Source organism: Hyphobacterium sp. SN044, from assembly GCF_021864465.1.
Classification (GTDB): Bacteria; Pseudomonadota; Alphaproteobacteria; order Caulobacterales; family Maricaulaceae; genus Hyphobacterium.
In genome coordinates this window covers 171413-187140 of record NZ_JAKKUV010000002.1, presented here as the reverse complement: position 1 = coordinate 187140, position 15728 = coordinate 171413, and the positions used below count along the sequence as shown (strand labels likewise).

Below are 15728 nucleotides of genomic sequence, written 5' to 3'. Positions count from 1 at the left end.
TTTTACGACAGTGAAATGATTGGGGCTTGTTCATTTCACTAGACTCGATCTAGCCCTTTCAAGGTCTGAAGGGGCCCCTGAGGTCAGAACACTTCAGCAAGGGAGGGAAATCAATGTCACTCGACAAGATCATCTGGGCCGTGGCCCTGCTCGCCGCCGTCGTCTTCGCATTCTTCACGTTTGAATACGCCGCCTTGATCCTGGTCGTTCTCGGCCTGGTCAGCGGCTTCTTCGTCAAGGGCGATCACCGCAAGGCGCTGATCCTGGCCGCGATCTTCCTGATCGCCGGCGGGGCCGGCGCGCTGGGTCCGATCCCGGCGGTGGGCGAGTATCTCACCAGCATCTTCACCAATTACGGCGCCGTGCTCGGCGCGGCCTCGATCATGGTGATTGTGATGGCCACCGTCGAACGCCTCATCCCCGGTGGCAGCAGCGCCTCGTAACCCCTGACTGCCACACCGCCGGACGGTCCCGCAGCCCCACCGCGGGGCCGTCTGTCGTTTCAGGGCAGCACATCGACGGGCGCGACGCGCCACGCGACGGCCGTCAGCACGAGAATGCAGACCACCCAGACGGCGTAGTTCACGAAGACAGACCGCTTCGCCGAGCGACGTTCCAGCCAGGTCCGGGGCCGCACGCCCTTCACCCGGAAGACGAAGAGCGCGGCGAGGATCACGCTCGTTACGTTGATCGCGAGCAGCAACGCGGCGCGCAGCGCCATCGACCATTCCCCGTCGCCGATGAAGAGGCCGACCGCCGCCGAGGGCGGCAGCAACGCCACGGCGACCATCACGCCCACAAGCGCGGAGGAAATCCCGGTCGAGATCGACAGAGCCGCCGCTGCGCCTGCCGCGAGAGCGAGCGCCACCGCATCGACCCCGACAAAAGTCCGGGACACCAACTCGTCACTGCCGAGATTGGCACTGGTCGCCGCGCCAAGCGCCATGGCGACCAGCAGGCCGACCATGAGGCCGGCCAGCGCCGTGCGCGCCGAGCGGAGCATCAGGTCGAGATCGCCGAGTGCGGACCCGAAGGAAAAGGCAAGGATCGGCCCGAGCAGCGGTGCGATCACCATCGCCCCGATCACCGCGGCAACATTGTTTGCATTGAGCCCAAGCGCCGCCACGACAGCGGACAATACGGTCAGAAGCAGGAAGTCGCGGTTGAGATTGGCTCCGCGGGAAATGTCCTCGAACAACTCCTCGCGCAGGGCGAGTGTCTTGCGCTGCTTCTTGGTCTCCTCGTCTTCCTCGGTGTCCTTCGGCTTGGGCAGCGCAGCCTCGACCGGCACGACCACCAGGCGCCAGCCCTCTTCATTCGCCAGAATGCCCTGGATCGCGTCGATCGCCTCCTGCCCGTCGCCTGTCCGGAAAACGAGCCGCAACAGGCGGCGCCCCCGGTCGTCGGCGGGCTCGAGCCGATAGTCCATCGGCTCGGCCTTCATGCAGGCGCTCAGAAGCGGCTTGGTCTCGACACTGTCCGGGAAGGTGACCTCGATCAGACGCATGTCATCCTCCCTCTAACCGCCTCAGCCTCGGCCGGAGCGTTCCAGACGGGCGATCAGGCTCGACGTATCCCACCGGCTTCCGCCCATCGCCTGGACATCAGCGTAGAACTGGTCGACCAGCGCCGCCACAGGAAGCTGCGCGCCATTGCGCCGGGCTTCCTCCAGCGCGATGCGGAGATCCTTGCGCATCCAGTCGATGGCGAAGCCGAACTCGAACTCGCCCTTGTCCATAGTCTGCCAGCGGTTTTCCATCTGCCAGGATTGCGCCGCGCCCTTGGAGATCGCACCCATCACCTTCGATACGTCGAGGCCGGACCGGTGCGCGAAATGAATGCCTTCCGACAGGCCCTGCACCACACCGGCGATGCAGAGCTGGTTGACCATCTTGCACAGCTGGCCGGCGCCCGCCTCGCCGATCAGGGTCGAGGCCTTGGCATAGGCCGCCATCACCGGCTCGGCCTTGGCGAAATCGGCTTCATCGCCGCCGCACATGATCGTCAACTGGCCGTTTTCAGCCCCCGCCTGACCGCCGGAAACCGGCGCGTCGACGAAGCCGATCCCCTTCTCTCTAGCCGCAACGTGAAGCTCACGGGCCAGTTCAGCGGATGCCGTCGTGTGGTCGACCAGAACGCTGCCCGGCTTCATCGCGCCGAGTGCCGGAAAGGCAACCTCGCGTACATCGGGATCATCCCCGAGGCACATGAAGACGAAGTCGCAATCCGCGACCGCATCGGCAACCTTCGCCTTGGCGAGGCCGGAATGCCTTGCCGCCCAGTCCTTCGCCTTCTTCCCGGTCCGGTTCCACACCGTCACCCCGTGGCCGTTGGCCACCAGATGGCCCGCCATCGGGAAGCCCATCACGCCGAGACCCAGAAATGCGCACGTCGCCATGGTGAAACTCCTCAGCCGATGCGGCCGTATCCGCTCTTGAAAAACGTCAGTGATGCCGCCGCCGGGCCTTCGTGCAGCGCCGTGACCTCGCCGACCAGAATGTCGTGATCCCCGCCCGGATGGACCGCATGCTGGCGGCATTCCAGCGTCCCGGCAGCATTCGAAATACGCGGCGCGCCATTGCTGGCCATCGTCCAATGGCCGTCGACCAGCATCGCGTTCTGCGCATAGTGCTGCGCCAGGGCGGCCTGCTCGGCCGTCAGGATATTGATCGTGAACACCTTTGCCGACAGGAACGCCTCATAGCGGTCCGAGGCCCTGCCGATCGACCACAGAACCAGCGGCGGATCGAGCGAAACCGAGGCAAAGGAATTGACCGTAATGCCGATGGGACCGGCATCGGTCATGGCGCAAACCACCGTCACACCGGTCGGATAGCGGCTTAGAAGCGCGCGCTGGGCGGTCGTATCGATCACTCGCTGCTCCGAATCGGCGGTTCGAAACCGGACCTTAACGCTGTCCGGGTTACAAGCCCTGTCTCAGGGTGGAAGAGGTGGTTCGGCATGGCCGGTGATCAACCGATCGTCATCAAGAAAGTCAAGAAGGGTGGTGGCCATGGTCACCACGGCGGCGCGTGGAAGGTGGCTTACGCCGACTTCGTCACCGCCATGATGGCCTTCTTCCTGTTGATGTGGCTGATCAATACCACGACGCCGGAACAGCGCCGCGGCATCGCCGACTATTTCGCGCCCGCCAGCGTCAGCCCCTCGACGTCCGGCAATGGCGGCGTTCTGGGCGGCACCGCGCTGGGCGAAGACGGAGCTCAAGGCCGGGGTTCGTCCTCGGTGATCGAGCGCCTCGCCCCGGATGCGCGCCGCGACAACAACACCCAGGAAAACGAATCCCCCGACGCGTCCGACGGACCGCGAGCCTCGACCGATGCGATGGCCAGCGCCATGGCGCGCCGCGAACAGGCCGAGTTCGAAGCCGCCGAACAATCCCTCCGTCAGGCCATGCAGGACATGCCGGAAATTGCCGAACTGTCGCGCCAGATCCTGATCGACATGACGCCGGAAGGCCTGCGCATCCAGCTCGTCGACCAGGAAGGTCGCGCCATGTTCCGTCCCGGCTCCGCCGAGCCGAACGAGCGCGCCGTGGTGCTGCTGCGCGCCGTCGCGGAAATCGCGCAACAGCTGCCGAACCGCCTGTCGATCTCAGGACATACGGACTCCGGTCCGTCTCCGGCCGCGGACTACACCAACTGGGATCTGTCGGCCGACCGCGCCAATGCCGCCCGCCGCATCCTGCAATCCTCCGGCCTCGCGGATGACCGCATCGCCGAGGTCCAGGGCCGCGCGGGCACCGAGCCGCTCTATCCGGACGATCCCTACCTGCCGGGCAATCGCCGCCTGTCCATCGTGCTGTTGCGCGAGGCACCCGTCCTGCCCGCCGGCGGACTGTAGCGCGGCACCGAATTCGGGCTTCGCGACCGGGAGCATCGCTGCTAGCGTTCGTCCGATGACGAACCTCACCTGCGAATCCGGTAACTTCCCCGCATGATCGACGCTGCGTCTCCGGGCGAGTGGCAGATGTGGGCGGTACTGGCGGGGGCCGTACTCGCCATCGTCTTCTATTGCTGGGAGCGCTTCTCGATCGAGATCGTCTCGGCGGCCATCGTCGCGATCATCCTCGTCTATTTCCAGATCTTTCCCCTGGCGGAAGGCAATCCCGGTCCCGGCGAAATTCTCGCCGGTTTCGCCAATCCGGCCCTGATCACCATCATGGCGCTTCTGGTCGTCGGCCAGGGCATTTTCCAGACCGGGGCGATGGAAGGCCCCACGCAGCGCCTCTTGGCGAGCTATGACAAGCGGCCCTTCCTGACACTACTGGCGATCTTTGCCTTCGTACTGGTCGTCTCGGCCTTCATCAACAACACGCCGGTCGTGGTGATGTTCATCCCGATCCTGGTCGCGATCGCCGCACGGATGGGGCGCAGCCCGGCCAAGATCATGATCCCGCTCAGCTATATCTGCATCCTGGGCGGCATGCTGACCCTGATCGGCTCATCGACGAACCTGCTCGTCTCGGATTCGATGCGAAGCCTGACCGGCTCGGGTCTCGACTTCTTCGAGCCGACCATGCCAGGCCTGTTTCTGGTGATCGGCGGCATCGTCTACATCGCCTTCGTGCTGCCGCACCTGCTCCCCGAACGCGCAACGATGGAGACCGAGATCGCCGGCGGTGATGGCAAGCAATTCATCGCCCAGATCGAGGTCACGCGCGATCACCCGCTGGTCGGTGTGACGCCGGTCGCCGGCATGTTTTCGGATTTGCCGAACATGACGGTGCGCATGATCCAGCGCGGCGAGCACGCCTACCTCCCGCCTTTTGACGAAATCGTGCTGCAATCGGGCGACCTTGTTATCGTCGCAGCGACCCGGAAAACCCTGTCGGATTTGTTGTCGACGCGCGCCGAATTTCTGCGCGGCATGCTTCAGACCGCCGGACCGGGTGAAGAACCCAGCCCAGGCGAGCGACTTGCCCTGTCAGAAGCGGTTGTGCCGCCGGGATCGAGGCTGGTGGGCCGGCTGGTCGAACAGGTGGGCTTCCGCCATCAGACCAACACGATCGTGCTCGGCGTTCAGCGCCGGTCGCGCATGATCCGCAAGCGCATGGGCGAGATTCGGCTGGAGCCGGGCGACGTCCTCCTGCTGTTCGGGACCGCCGAAGCGCTGCGCAAGCTGCGCCATGACCGCGACTTGCTTTTGATGGCCTGGGCGACGACCGATCTGCCCGACCCGCGTCGCGCCACCGCGTCCCTGCTGATCTTCGGCGGTGTGGTTTTGCTGGCAGCAACCAACCTCTTGCCGATCGTCCACGCATCGGTTCTTGGAGCGGTCGGCATGATCGGTGCGGGCTGTCTGAATGTACGCCAGGCTGCACGGGCGATCGACAACCGGGTCTACCTGCTCGTCGGCTCGGCCTTCGCGCTAGGAACCGCGCTGCAATCGACGGGGGCTGCGGATTACCTGGCGATGCTCGTGGTCAACGCCTTCGCCCCCTACGGACCGGTCGCGCTGTTGTCGGCGATGTTCATTCTCGTCGCGCTGCTGACCAACATCCTGTCGAACAATGCGACCGCCATCCTCTTCACGCCGATCGCCATCGGCGCAGCCAATCAGCTGGGCGCCGACCCGACCCTGTTCGCGCTGACCGTGCTGTTCGCGGCGAACACCTCCTTCGCGACGCCGATCGGCTATCAGACCAATCTGCTGGTCATGTCGCCGGGACATTACAAATTCACCGACTTCATCAAGGCCGGTGCGCCGCTGGTGATCGTCATGTGGATCATTTTCACGGCATATGCGGCCTTCCATTTCGGCTTTGGCTCTGGCGCGTTAGCCTCCACCTGACACAGGGCGGATTCGGAGCGGAGGCGCGGGGGCGTGACGCATCCCTTCTCGACACGGCAGATTCCCTTTTACCTGACAGCGGCAGGGCCCTGCCCCTATCTGCCGGGCCGTCAGGAAAGGAAGCTTTTCACCCGGATTGATCCGGGTGAAGGCCCGGGTCTGAACGACGCGCTGACCCATGCAGGATTCCGCCGCTCGCAGGGCGTGCTCTATCGCCCAGCATGCGAGCAATGCGACGCCTGCCATTCCGCGCGCATTCCCGTCGAGACGTTCGACTGGACGCGAAGCTTCCGCCGTGTCCTGAAACGCAATGATCACCTTGTTCGCCACGAGAAACCGGCCGAGGCCACGGCAGAGCAATTCGCGCTTCTCACACGCTATCTCGACTCCCGTCATGGCGACGGCGACATGGCCGGGATGAGCTATGGCGAATACGTGCTGATGGTCAGCGACAGGGCGCAACGCACCGATCTCGTCGAATACCGCGACCCGGCCGGTCGCCTGCGCGCCTGCGCCTTGGTGGACCGGCTGCGCGACGGCCCGTCCCTGCTCTACAGCTTCTTCGATCCAGACGATGCGCCGCGGAGCCCCGGCACCTTCATGGTGCTGGACGCGATCCGCTGGACGAAGGAGAACGGGTTCTCGAACGTCTATCTCGGCTACTGGGTGCCGGGCAGCCGGAAAATGGACTACAAGTCGCGCTTCCGGCCGCTTGAGGTGCTGACCAGCGCCGGCTGGCAGTCGCTGGAGCAGATTTTGAACGACATCGGGGACGAACCCGATGCGGACGAAGGGGAGGACTAATGGACCGCCGCACATTCCTGAGCGGAGCGTCGATCGCTGCCGCAACCGTTGCCACCGCCTGTGGCGGCCAGGACAGCCAGACCAGCGGCCCGGCCGCACCGGCCGTCAATCGCCGCCGCACACGCCAGCTGCGCATGGTCACGACCTGGCCGGCCAACTTCCCCGGTCTCGGCACGGCGGCCGACCGTGTCGCGCAATTCTGCAACGAGATGTCCGGCGGCACGCTCGATATCCGCGTCTACGGCGCAGGCGAAATCGTCGGTGCGTTCGAAGTGTTCGATGCCGTCTCGACCGGCGCGGCGGACATGTATCACGCGGCGGAATATTACTGGCAGGGCAAGCATCCCGGCTTCAACTTCTTCACCGCCGTGCCATTCGGCATGACCGCGACCGAAATCATGGCCTGGTGCGAATTCGGCGGCGGTCAGGAACTCTGGGAAGAACTCGCCGGCCAGTTCGGCATCATCTCTTTCCAGGCCGGCAATTCCGGCCTCCAGATGGGCGGCTGGTTCAAGCGCGAAATCAACACGCTCGACGATTTCCGCGGCCTGCGCATGCGCATTCCCGGCCTCGGTGGCACGGTGCTGCGCGAACTGGGCGGCGCGGCCGTCGCCCTTTCGGGCAGCGAGATCTATCCTGCGCTGCAGTCCGGCACGATCGACGCGACCGAATGGGTCGGTCCGTGGAACGACCTCGCCTTCGGATTCTACCGCGAGGCCCCTTACTATTACGGCCCCGGCTTCCATGAGCCCGGCTCAGCCCTTGGCGTCGGGATCAATCGCGGCGTCTGGGACAGCCTTGAAAGCGATCATCAGGCGATCCTGCGGGCGGCCTGCCGCGCGGCGAACAACCAGTCGATCGCCGAATTCGCGCACCAGAATGCGGTCGCGCTCCGCGTCCTCGTCGAGGATCACGGCGTCGAGCTGCGCCAGTTCTCCGACGAGATGTGGACCCGGATTGGCGAGATTTCCGAACAGGTCGTCGCCGATGTCGGCAATCACGATCAACTCGGCCGCCGCATCTATGAAAGCTATATGGAAGGCCGTCGCCGCGGCCGCGAATGGGGCCGCATCTCCGAACCGCCCTATTTCATGCAGCGCGAACGCGTGCTCGGCAGGTAGAAGATGCGCGCGGGGGACGTCCTACTCCTCGTCGTCATCGCCATCGGCATTGCGCTGTCGCTGATCGATTCCGCAAGCGGCGGTGGCGTGTCGGCATGGTCGCAGGCCCATCTCTACCGGTTCATGGCATCCGCCGGAGACGCAATCGGATGGGTCGGCCTGTTGCTGTCCCCGCTTCTGCTGTTTCCCGTGCTTGCCGCGCTCTGGGGCCGGTTTGCTGCGCTGCCCGGACCGCTTGAAGCACTGCTCCGCCTCGCCACTCGCTGCATCGACGCGGTGAATACGGCAATCGGCGACGCGGCTCGCTGGTTCGCGCTCGGCCTCGTCGTGGTGACCGCCATCGTCGTGGTTCAGCGCTATGTCTTCGGCATCGCCATGACCGGGCTGCAGGAAAGCGTGATCTACATGCACGCCCTGCTGTTTCTCCTGTCGTCCGGCATCACCCTGCTCGCTGACGGACATGTCCGGGTCGACATCATCTATTCGAAGCTGAGCGAACGCGGCAAAGCCTGGACCGACCTGATCGGCGTCTATTTCGCCCTGATCCCGATGGGCTGGCTGATCCTCGTCATGTCCAGCCCCTATGTGAACGCGTCCTGGCGCATTCTCGAACGCTCACGCGAAAGCAACGGTCTCGCCTTCGTCTACCTCCTGAAGGCCGCAATCCCGGTCTTCGCGGTGATGATGATCCTGCAGGGCGCGTCAATGGCGGCACGTGCCGCGCTGACGATTTCGGGCCGCCCGGTTCCGGGCCACCGCAAAGCTGTCGAGGGGGAGCTCTAGACGATGACGCTCCTCGTCGAACTCCTCCCCTTCCTGATGTTCATCGCCGCCTTCGCGGCGCTGCTGCGCGGCTTCCCGGTGGCCTTCACCCTGGCCGGCGTCGCACTCGTCTTTGCGCTGATCGGCATGGCGCTCGGCGTCTTCGACACCATCCACCTCCGCGCCTTTCCGCAGCGGATCTACGGAAACATGATGGAGATGGACAAGCAGATCCTCGTTGCGGTCCCGCTTTTCGTCTTCATGGGCGTGATGCTCGAAAAATCGAAGGTCGCCGAGGAATTGCTCGAGGCAATGGGCAAGCTGTTCGGCTCGATGCGCGGCGGCCTCGGCATCTCCGTCGTCGTCGTCGGCGCCCTGCTCGCCGCCTCGACCGGGATCGTCGGCGCGACCGTGGTGACGATGGGTCTGCTCTCCCTGCCCACCATGCTGAAGCGCGGCTATTCGCCTGCCCTCGCCTCCGGCTCGATCGCGGCGGCCGGCACGCTGGGGCAGATCATTCCGCCCTCCATCGTGCTCGTCCTCCTCGGCGACCAGCTCTCGAACGCCTATTCCGAGGCGCAGCGCGCGCAAGGCATCTTCTCGCCCGACATCGTCTCGGTCGGCGATCTCTTCGCCGGCGCGCTGATCCCTGGCCTGATCCTTGTTGGCGTCTATGTCGGCTATCAGGTCGTGATCGCCATCATGAAGCCGTCCGCCGCGCCGGCCGTGCCGCGCGAGGAAGGAACGACGAACTGGGGCGAGGTGCTGCACGCCCTGATCCCGCCCCTGGCGCTGATCGTTGCGGTGCTGGGTTCCATTCTGACCGGCCTGGCGACCCCGACCGAAGCGGCGGGCATCGGTGCGGTCGGGGCGACCTTCCTTGCGGCCTTCCGCAATGCCGGCGCCGACTCCAACCCGGTCGGCGGGCGCATCGTCACCGGTGTCGGTGCCCTGGCACTGATTTCGCTGATCGTGATGACGGTTTTCGTCGACTTGCGCCTCGGCCGGGAAGCGGCCTCGGCCGGTGACCAGTTCGGCATCACGCTGGCCTTCATCCTCGTCGCCCTGACGACCGCCGGCGCCCTGGTCGCCCTCTTCCGCCTCTACCGGTCGAAGGTCCTCGACGAGGTGATGACCTCGACGGCGCAGATATCGTCCATGGTCTTCGTCATCCTGATCGGCGCCTCGCTGTTCTCGCTGATCTTCCGGGAGCTGGGCGGCGACGCGACCGTCCAGCACGCGCTCGAAGCCGTTCCGGGCGGGAAATGGGGGGCGCTCGCCGTCGTGATGGCAGTGATGTTCATCCTCGGATTCTTTCTCGACTTCATCGAGATCACCTTCGTGGTGGTGCCGATCGTCGCGCCGATCCTTCTGATGATGGGCATCGATCCGGTCTGGCTTGGCGTCCTGATGGCACTCAACCTGCAGACCAGCTTCCTGACCCCGCCTTTCGGCTTTGCGCTCTTCTATCTGCGCGGCGTTGCGCCGCCGGAGGTCACGACCGGAGCAATCTATCGCGGGGCCATGCCCTTTGTGGGCATACAGATCGCCGTGATCGCCATCGTCGCGCTCCTTCCGTGGCTTGCGACGGGGTTGCCGGGACTGCTCTATGACTGAGGACGTTTTCTCGATCCCGGTCGTCGAAACCGAACGTCTGATCCTGCGCGGACACCGGGCGGAGGACGCTCCCCATTCCTACGCGCTGTGGGCGCATGAAACGACGAGGCGCTTCATCGGCGCCATGGCGTCAACGCCGTCCGACGCCTGGCTGCGCATGCTGCGCTATCCGGGCCTGTGGGCGATCTTGGGCTTCGGTTATTGGGCCGTTACGGAGAAGGACGGCGGGCGCTTCGTCGGGGAATGCGGCTTTGCCGATTTCTGCCGAGACATCACCCCGTCGATCCGCGGCTTGCCGGAGCTTGGCTACGCCATCATCCCGGACGCGCACGGCAAGGGCTACGCCACCGAGGCGGTTTTGGGCGCGCAAGCCTGGATCGATCGGGCGCGGCCCGGCAAACGCTGCGTTGCGATCATCAATCCGGACAATACGGCATCGATCGGCGTCGCGGCGAAGGCCGGCTACACGCTCGCGCAGGATACGGAATTCAACGGGAAAGCGGTCAGTCTCTACGAGCGCCGTCGGTAAGCACGACCGGGCGATAACGCGCAGTGACGAGCGTCAGATGCGGCGCGGTTTCAAGAACTTCGCCGCTTTCCGCGTCGATCAGCGCCGCGGAATATCCCCGCCCGCTGTCGCATTCCGACCGCGGCCGCAGGACGAACAGCACGCCGTCGCCTTCAGCGGTCCACACGCGGCCTGCCATAGCTGAGTCCAGCGCCGCAATGGCGGCGTGTTCCGCCACCCCGCTGACGGCGTCAACGGTACGGCCATACCAGTGACCGGCCATCCGGCTATTCGCCCACGCATTCCAGTCCGCAATTGCCGACGGTTCATTTGCCGTCCCGCACAAATGCGGCACGGACTGAAGTGCGGCAGAAAGGATCAGGGCAGTCAGCATCACGTCGGGCTCACACGGTCGGCACCGCGCTATAGCCCGGTTCGCGGCGTCCGCCAGCAAATTTCTCGAGCGCCTCGATCCGCCTTTCGATCGGCGGGTGCGTCATGAAGATGCCCGAAAAACCCGACTTCGGATTCTCGATCATCATCTCGCGGATTTCCGACGGCGCATCGTCCATTGCCGCGTGGCCGGATATCTTCTCAAGCGCGCCGATCATCGCGTCCGGATTCTTCGTCAGTTCCACCGCTCCGGCATCGGCCATGTATTCGCGCTTCCTCGAAAGCGCAAAGCGGATGGCGATCGCGAGGAACCAGGCAACCGCGACGATCGCCACCGCGATCAGCATCAGGATGGCGGCATTGCCGCCGCCCCCGCGCCGCGAGCGGCCGGACCTGACGACCGCGCCATGGAACATCGCCCGCACGCCGATCTGCGCCACGAAGGAGAAGATGCCGACGAAGATGACGGAGATCACAAGAAGACGAACATCACGGTTGAGGATATGGGTCAGCTCGTGCGCCAGCACCGCCTCGAGCTCGTCACGGTCAAGACGCTGCATCAGGCCGGAAGTCACTGTCACGGAATACTGTTTCTCGGTCAGACCGCTGGCATAGGCATTCATCTGCGGCGTCTCGATGATCCGCAGCGACGGCATCGTGATGCCGCGCGAAATGCAGAGATTTTCCAGAAGGTTATACAGTTCCGGCTGCTCCTCGCGGGTGACTTTACGCGCGCCGGTCGCCGCATCGATCATCGCCTGGTGCGAAAACCAAGCGATGATGAACCAGATGATCGCGATGATGACGGACCACAACGCCATTTGCGGCCAGTTCGCCATCACCGCGTCGAAGGTGGAATAGGAATATCCCCCCGATTTCGAGGCATAACTGCCGCCCTCGCCGCCTGTGAAGGCGACGAGAACGAGCGAACCGGCCAGCGCCAGCAGCATCAGGAGAAACGGGAAGCCCGCCAACAACAGGACGGACTTCAGATTGTTGTTCCAGATATGCGTTCTGAGCCCGGTGGCGCCGAGCATCAGCGCCTCCCTAGAACTTTACCGCCGGAGCATTCTCCACCGCGGCCCGGTCGGCCACTTCGAAGAATTCGCGCGGCTTGAAGCCCATCGGGCTGGCCAGCACGACGGCGGGGAATTGCTCGATCGCGGTGTTGTATTCGTTGACCGCGTTGTTGAAGAAGCGGCGCGCCGCGGCGATCTTGTTTTCCAGATCGGCGAGTTCGGCCTGCAGTTTCAGGAAGTTCTCGTTGGCCTTCAGGTCCGGATAGGCTTCCGACAGCGCGAACAGCTGGCGCAGCGCACCCGACAGCATGTTTTCCGCCTGCGCCTGATCCTTCACCGAATGGGCGGACACCGCCGCATTGCGTGCCTGGACAACCTTCTCCAGCGTTTCCTTCTCGTGGCTGGCATAGCCCTTCACCGTCTCGACCAGGTTCGGAACCAGGTCCTGACGCTGCTTCAGCTGGACATCGATATCCCCCCACGCCTGGTTCGTCGTCTGCCGCAGCGCGACGAGACGGTTATAGATGAGGACGAGGATGACGACGAGAACGGCAATGACGCCGAGGGTGATCAACATGGGGCTCGGTCTCCGATGGATTGGGCTTTGAACGCCCTCTTACGCCGAATCTGCGGCCCGCGCCACGATGGCGGGGTCACGGGGTGCGAATTTCTGGTTCTTGGGTAAACCCTTCGGCTGCATCCGGCCGGCCTGCGCCCGCTTGCCGGACCAGTTTGGCCAATCAGGCAGGCTCTGGCGGCGGCCCGCGCCATCGATCCAGCTGAGGCCTTCCTCGGCGTTGAACACGGTCGCGTCGGCCAGTTCCGCGCCCTTCCCGCCAAGCAGGCGAACCCCCTTGCCGCGGGTCATTTCCGGAATTTCCTCCAGCGCGAAGACCAGCAGCTTCTTGTTGGTGCCGAGCACGGCGACCGTATCGCCATTCGCCGGGATACAGACGATCGCCTCGCCCTCGCCGACATTCAGCACCTGCTTGCCGCCCTTCTTCATGCCGAAGACTTCGGATTCCCTGATGCGGAAACCCTGCGCGGCGCGTGACGCCACCAGCAGCATGCGCTCGGGGTCGTGCTTGAACAGCGCGACGGGAGCGGCGGTTTCCGGCAGGCCGGCGTGAAGCCTAAGCGGCTCGCCATGCCCGCGCCCGCCCGGCAGTTTCGACGCGTCCAGCGTGTAGAAGCGGCCGTCCGTTGCGAACAGGATCAGCTTGTCGGTGGTCTCGCATTTCTCGGCGAACATGCCCCGGTCGCCTTCCTTGAAGGCGACGGCGCCGAGATCGATCGAATGCCCTTTTAGCGCCCGGATCCAGCCCTTCTCCGAGATCACGACCGTGATCGATTCCCGGACGATGAAGGCCTCGGCCACGGCGTCGAGATCGGTGTCCGGCGCGTCGGCGAATTCGGTGCGGCGGCGGCCGAGCGGGGTCTTCGGACCGTAGGCTTCCTCGACCGCGGCAATCTCGCCATCGACCTTCGCCCACTGTTCCGCATCCGACGCGATCAGCGTTTTCAGCGTCTTGCGCTCGGCCGTGAGCTTCGCCTCCTCCTCGCGGATGGCGATCTCTTCCAGCTTGCGCAGGGCGCGCAGGCGCATGTTGAGAATGGCTTCGGCCTGGCGTTCGGTCAGGCTGAACGTCTTCATCAGCGTCTGCTTCGGCTCGTCCTCGAAGCGGATGATCCGGATCACCTCGTCGAGATCGGCATAGACGATGATGTAACCGGCCAGCACTTCCAGCCGGTCCTCGACCTTGGCGAGCCGGTTGCTCGCGCGGCGGACAACGACCTCGCGGCGGTGATCGAGCCAGACGCGAAGCACGTCCTTGAGGCTCATAACGCGCGGCGCACCGTACGGATCGAGCACGTTGAGATTGAGCGATATCCGCGATTCCAGCTCGGTCAGCTTGAACAGCGACTCCATCAGCACCGCCGGATCGACATTCCGGTTCTTCGGCTCGAGCACGAGGCGGATGTCTTCCGCACTCTCGTCGCGCACGTCTTCAAGGAGCGGCAGCTTCTTCTGGTCGAGCAGTTGGGCGATCCGCTCCACCAGTTTGGCCTTCTGGACCTGATAGGGAATCTCGGTGACGACGATCTGCCAGGTGCCCCGGCCGAGGTCTTCCTGGTTCCATCGCGCGCGGACACGAAATCCGCCGCGCCCCGTCTCATAGGCCTCGCGGATCGCCTCCGCCGGTTCCACGCAGATCCCGCCCGTCGGGAAGTCCGGCCCCTTCACCGAACGGCAGAGCTGCGCCACGGAGGCATCCGGATTGTTGATCAGCTGGCGCGCCGCCCGGCACAGCTCATAGGCATTGTGCGGCGGGATATTGGTCGCCATGCCGACCGCGATACCGGACGAACCGTTCGCCAGCAGGTTGGGAAACGCTGCCGGCAGGACGACGGGTTCGTCATCCTCCTCGTTATAGGTCTTGCGGAAATCGACCGCGCCCTCGTCGAGGCCTTCCAGAAGCAGCCGCGCCGTTTCGGTCAGGCGCGCCTCGGTATAGCGGTAGGCGGCAGCGTTATCGCCGTCGATATTCCCGAAATTGCCCTGCCCGTCGACCAGGGGATAGCGCGAGGCGAAATCCTGCGCGAGCCGGACCATGGCATCATAGACGGCCTGGTCGCCGTGCGGGTGGAAGCGGCCGATCACATCGCCGACCACCCGCGCCGATTTCTTGAACGCGGTATCGGGGTCCAGCTTGAGAAGGCGCATCGCATGCAGGATGCGCCGGTGAACCGGCTTCAACCCGTCGCGCGCATCGGGCAGCGCGCGCTGGGTGATGGTCGACAGTGCATAGGCGAGGTAGCGCTTCGACAGCGCTTCATCGAACGGCTCTTCGAAGATCTCGCCGCCATCCGGTGTGACAAGCTCGCCCATGGGTCAGGCCCTCTGATTCGCAGTGCCTATGAGTGTAGCCGGTCTGACCGGCGAAACGCGCCCGTCTACAGCCGCTCCGCTTCGGCCAGCCGGTCGATCATGCGCTGGCGGGCTTCCGGCAGGTCGCGGTCGTGCGGCCAGAGCACCCGGCGCTGCAGGAAATGCCCGGTGAGGGCGAGCCCTGCGGCGACATCCCCCTCGCCCACCTCGCATTCGGAGGCCGTCAGGAAGGCTGGCAGTTTCAACAGCTTGTCGAGATAGGGTTCGGCAGCCGACGCGGTCACCGCCCGCCCGGATTTCGGGCTGACATGGCTGAGCTCGGCGCGCTCGCCGGTGATTGCGCACCGCGTCAGGTCGATCCCGTAGCCGAGATCGGTCAGCAAGCCGGCCTCCCAACGGACATAAAGCGCCGGCCAGATATCCGGTTTGGCGAAGGAATCCAGCAGGATGGAGAAAGCGCGATAGACGGCGGCATGCGGCTCGCGTTCCGGCAGCGCAAGACAGGCCATCGTGCAGGCGGCATTGAGTCCGGCCAGCGCCAGCCGGTCCTCCATCAGCTCGCCGGCGACAAGCCGGTCGGCCTCAACGTCGAAATTCCCGAGATGGTCGGACAGCCGCGCCCGCCAGGTGGCATGCACTCTATTGCCCGGCTGCAGGACCGGCCGCGCCGTGCGCGAACGCCCGCCCCGCACGAGACCGGTATGCCGCCCCTGCGATTCCGTCAGCAGGTCGACGATCGCGCTGGTTTCGCCATGCGGCCGGACCGCGAGAACAATGCCGTCACCCGTCCATTCCATGTGCCG

Annotated in this window: 16 protein-coding genes; 8 read left to right on the top strand and 8 right to left on the bottom strand. The window is 64.9% G+C overall.

Annotated features, from left to right (window positions below):
- Positions 1-113: 113 nt before the first annotated feature.
- Positions 114-443: a hypothetical protein gene (locus L5876_RS03780; protein WP_236954757.1), complete on the top strand. Its 330-nt coding sequence runs from the start codon at positions 114-116 to the stop codon at positions 441-443.
- Positions 444-502: 59 nt separating this feature from the next.
- Here the strand turns inward: L5876_RS03780 and L5876_RS03775 are convergent, their stop codons facing one another.
- The 3 genes from L5876_RS03775 to L5876_RS03765 are packed head-to-tail and all read right to left on the bottom strand — an operon-like array spanning position 503 to position 2874.
- Positions 503-1507: a TIGR00341 family protein gene (locus L5876_RS03775; RefSeq protein ID WP_039709930.1), complete on the bottom strand. Its 1005-nt coding sequence runs from the start codon at positions 1505-1507 to the stop codon at positions 503-505.
- 21 nt (positions 1508-1528) lie between these two features.
- Positions 1529-2398: an NAD(P)-dependent oxidoreductase gene (locus tag L5876_RS03770; RefSeq protein WP_236954751.1), complete on the bottom strand. Its 870-nt coding sequence runs from the start codon at positions 2396-2398 to the stop codon at positions 1529-1531.
- An 11-nt stretch (positions 2399-2409) separates the two neighbouring features.
- Positions 2410-2874, bottom strand: coding sequence for a flavin reductase family protein (locus L5876_RS03765; protein WP_236954750.1), 465 nt, complete (start codon positions 2872-2874; stop codon positions 2410-2412).
- An 87-nt stretch (positions 2875-2961) separates the two neighbouring features.
- On the opposite strand from L5876_RS03765, the gene L5876_RS03760 reads away from it, so the two are divergent.
- The 7 genes from L5876_RS03760 to L5876_RS03730 all read left to right on the top strand — a co-directional run bounded on the left by L5876_RS03760 (position 2962) and on the right by L5876_RS03730 (position 10644).
- Positions 2962-3861 carry a flagellar motor protein MotB gene (locus tag L5876_RS03760; RefSeq protein WP_236954748.1) on the top strand — a complete coding sequence of 300 codons (900 nt, stop codon included), beginning with the start codon at positions 2962-2964 and terminating at the stop codon, positions 3859-3861.
- Positions 3862-3954: 93 nt separating this feature from the next.
- Positions 3955-5811 carry an SLC13 family permease gene (locus tag L5876_RS03755; protein ID WP_236954747.1) on the top strand — a complete coding sequence of 619 codons (1857 nt, stop codon included), beginning with the start codon at positions 3955-3957 and terminating at the stop codon, positions 5809-5811.
- Between the two features lie 33 nt (positions 5812-5844).
- The gene (locus L5876_RS03750; protein ID WP_236954746.1) at positions 5845-6615 is read left to right on the top strand and encodes an arginyltransferase; all 771 of its coding nucleotides are present in this window, start codon (positions 5845-5847) and stop codon (positions 6613-6615) included.
- Complete coding sequence (locus L5876_RS03745) at positions 6615-7736, top strand: TRAP transporter substrate-binding protein (RefSeq protein WP_236954745.1); 1122 nt, start codon at positions 6615-6617, stop codon at positions 7734-7736. The genes L5876_RS03750 and L5876_RS03745 overlap by 1 nt, the downstream gene beginning before the upstream one ends.
- A 3-nt stretch (positions 7737-7739) precedes the next feature.
- Positions 7740-8519 (top strand): TRAP transporter small permease subunit, encoded by a 780-nt coding sequence (locus L5876_RS03740; protein WP_236954744.1) that lies wholly within the window; start codon positions 7740-7742, stop codon positions 8517-8519.
- A gap of 3 nt (positions 8520-8522) precedes the next feature.
- Positions 8523-10115 (top strand): TRAP transporter large permease subunit, encoded by a 1593-nt coding sequence (locus tag L5876_RS03735; RefSeq protein ID WP_236954743.1) that lies wholly within the window; start codon positions 8523-8525, stop codon positions 10113-10115.
- Positions 10108-10644 (top strand): GNAT family N-acetyltransferase, encoded by a 537-nt coding sequence (locus L5876_RS03730; RefSeq protein WP_236954742.1) that lies wholly within the window; start codon positions 10108-10110, stop codon positions 10642-10644. Before L5876_RS03735 ends, L5876_RS03730 begins: the two co-directional genes overlap by 8 nt.
- Here L5876_RS03730 and L5876_RS03725 read toward each other — a convergent pair.
- The 5 genes from L5876_RS03725 to recO all read right to left on the bottom strand — a co-directional run bounded on the left by L5876_RS03725 (position 10619) and on the right by recO (position 15722).
- The gene (locus tag L5876_RS03725) at positions 10619-11020 is read right to left on the bottom strand and encodes a hypothetical protein (protein ID WP_236954741.1); all 402 of its coding nucleotides are present in this window, start codon (positions 11018-11020) and stop codon (positions 10619-10621) included. The genes L5876_RS03730 and L5876_RS03725 overlap by 26 nt on opposite strands.
- Before the next feature lie 7 nt (positions 11021-11027).
- A complete protein-coding gene (locus L5876_RS03720) occupies positions 11028-12053 on the bottom strand; it encodes a M48 family metallopeptidase (protein ID WP_236954740.1) in 1026 nt (341 codons plus the stop codon).
- 10 nt (positions 12054-12063) lie between these two features.
- Entirely contained in the window at positions 12064-12612 is a 549-nt protein-coding gene (locus tag L5876_RS03715) for a LemA family protein (protein WP_236954739.1), read from the bottom strand.
- A gap of 39 nt (positions 12613-12651) precedes the next feature.
- The gene (gene parC, locus L5876_RS03710) at positions 12652-14925 is read right to left on the bottom strand and encodes a DNA topoisomerase IV subunit A (protein WP_236954738.1); all 2274 of its coding nucleotides are present in this window, start codon (positions 14923-14925) and stop codon (positions 12652-12654) included.
- A gap of 65 nt (positions 14926-14990) precedes the next feature.
- Positions 14991-15722 (bottom strand): DNA repair protein RecO, encoded by a 732-nt coding sequence (gene recO / locus L5876_RS03705; protein WP_236954737.1) that lies wholly within the window; start codon positions 15720-15722, stop codon positions 14991-14993.
- Between the last annotated feature and the right edge of the window lie 6 nt (positions 15723-15728).